This is a genomic window from Pseudomonadota bacterium (assembly GCA_034660915.1).
In the GTDB taxonomy this organism is placed as follows: domain Bacteria; phylum Desulfobacterota; class Anaeroferrophillalia; order Anaeroferrophillales; family Anaeroferrophillaceae; genus DQWO01.
In genome coordinates this window covers 1-2,265 of sequence record JAYEKE010000172.1, presented here as the reverse complement: position 1 = coordinate 2,265, position 2,265 = coordinate 1, and the positions used below count along the sequence as shown (strand labels likewise).

Annotated in this window: 3 protein-coding genes; all 3 read right to left on the bottom strand. The window is 50.2% G+C overall.

Annotated elements, in window-relative coordinates; genetic code table 11:
- Window positions 1–710: hypothetical protein (locus U9P07_10060; GenBank protein MEA2109748.1), on the bottom strand; the 710-nt coding region annotated here is incomplete at its 3' end.
- Window positions 711–725: 15 nt separating this feature from the next.
- Window positions 726–1,328 (bottom strand): cytochrome c3 family protein, encoded by a 603-nt coding sequence (locus U9P07_10055; protein MEA2109747.1) that lies wholly within the window; start codon window positions 1,326–1,328, stop codon window positions 726–728.
- Window positions 1,329–1,380: 52 nt separating this feature from the next.
- Window positions 1,381–2,265 (bottom strand): hypothetical protein (locus U9P07_10050; protein MEA2109746.1); only part of this gene is annotated, 885 nt, incomplete at its 5' end.

Here is a 2,265-nt window from a genome sequence, read left to right as displayed (position 1 = left end):
TTACGGGCCTGGAATTCTTTATCGGTATTCGATTCTGACGGCTGCGAACCATGGTAAGTGGTATCATCATCGGTATGGGTATAATAAACCTCTGTCAGGCTGACATCCCGGTACTGATGAATAGCGTCGGCAGCCATGGTCGAGGTTTTCTGCACTCGGTCCAGATCCAGGCCATCGGTTTCACTGCGATTATACAGATAGCGGAGGTGGATAGGCAGGGTACGGTTCTTCAGGGTCAGGGCAACGCCATGGTTATCGGTCTGCAGGTCATAATTGCGGGCAAAACGCCGGTCGACATCAGCCGACAGGGACTGGGTGAAAAAATCAATGGGAGTTTTCTTCCGATCCATGATGATCCCGTCCAGGCGATAGCTGGTTTCCGTGTTCACCCTGTTGCCGGAACCATCGACAGTTCCGTCATACCATTCTTCTTTCATGCCCAGATCAAGAGCCAGGTTTCCATGCACCCAGCGGGGGTTGTAGAAGGCATACTGCATATCAAAATGGTAGCTCTCTATAAACTGGTGTTCCTTCAGTGACAGCTTGCTGCCGGAACCATCCGATTCCCGGGCATCATATTCATAGGAAAAGTCCAGCCAGTTATGGAAATCCCTGATCATCAGTATCGCCCGGGGGAAAGCCAGACTGACATGGGCTGACAGAAAAAAAACCGCGAACACCAAAAAAGCTATTGACCGTCGCAGTTTCATCCACCACCCACCATATTATTTGAGAAAATAACGAGCCTGACCGAAATGGGGGTCATGACAGTCAACACAGGCCATCCCATGGGTCAATACCTGCTCATGCATGGAAACCGCCAGCCGTGCTTCCTGGTGGCATTTGCCGCAGATTTCATTACGATCCATTTCCAGCAGGAAGGTGTTTTCGGAAGAATGGGGCAGATGGCAGGCCGAACAGTCACCAACAGCTACCGGCCCATGGACATAAGGATCCCTGAGATGTGAACGAAAATCCTGGTGACAGAGGAAGCAAAGTTCCCGTGGCGGCCGCACCAGCCCGACCCTGGTGGTAAAGTCATGGCAGTCTTTACATCTTTTTTCCGCGTAAGGACGATGCTTAGAGACGTGAAGACGACCAGTCTGACCTGTACCGGCATCTACACCGGCCGCCTGAGCCAATTCCTGCTGGCGGCGCTGCTGATAATAGTCTTCCAGGATTTTTTCCGGAGGTATGGGGCTGGGAACCCCATCAAAAATCGTGGTCAGCACTTTATGCCGGGTCACCGGATCACAGGCGGAAAGCAGCAACAATCCCAGTGTAAGGACAGTAAACAGCCATATCCAACCTCGTTTCCCGATCTTCAATATTCTCCATCCATCATCATGAGATAGCAAACAGAAATCGCCAACCCAGCGGCTATTGTTTCAACTGCCCGAGACCATAGACCGAAATCTTGGCAGGACCGAATTGGCTGGTAACAAAGATCAGCTGTTCCACCTGGAAAGCCGGATCGATGTACTGGCGAAAAAGATCGATTCCGTTTGAAGTTACGGCAATCCCGGCAGGCAGGTTCAAGGAACCAAAGGGCAGACCAGGATCACCAAAAAACATCAACAGCCGCCCCTTTTTATTAAATATCTGGACATTCTGGTGGGCGGCATCCACCACAAAAATCTGGCCATGATCATCAACGGCAATCCCTTTGGGGCGGCCAAACTGACCAAAACCATCACCCAGCTTACCAAAATCTCCCAGCAGATGTCCATCCCGATCCAGGTTCACCACCTTGCCGCTGGTCATATTGCTGATAAAAATACTGCCCCTGGGACCGGTATCGATACTGATGGGCATGGACAGCAGATGCTCACCGGCGACGGTTTTGCCTATTTTACCATTAAGTTTACCGGTTTTTCGGTTAAGGATATTCACCTCATGGCTTTTAATATCAAGGACATAGAGGTAGTCTCCGTCAATGGCCACATCAACCGGCTTCATCTCCAGGGATTTGCCGAAAGAACGGAGGAAATTGCCGCTCGGACCATACACCAGAACCTCTTTACGCACTGAATCAGCAACATAAAGATTATCATCCTGATCAAGTTCAAGACCGATGGGTTTTTTCAGTTTGCCGAAGCTGTAATTTCCCTTGAGGAAATCAAAACTTTTTTTGGCCGGATCAATGATGATAACCCGCCCGGCAGTAGTATCACAGACATAGATCTTACCTCCATGCACGGTAATTCCATAGGGTTTGACAATCGGTTTGACTTTTTCAGCCTGGCTATCGCCAACGGCCACCAG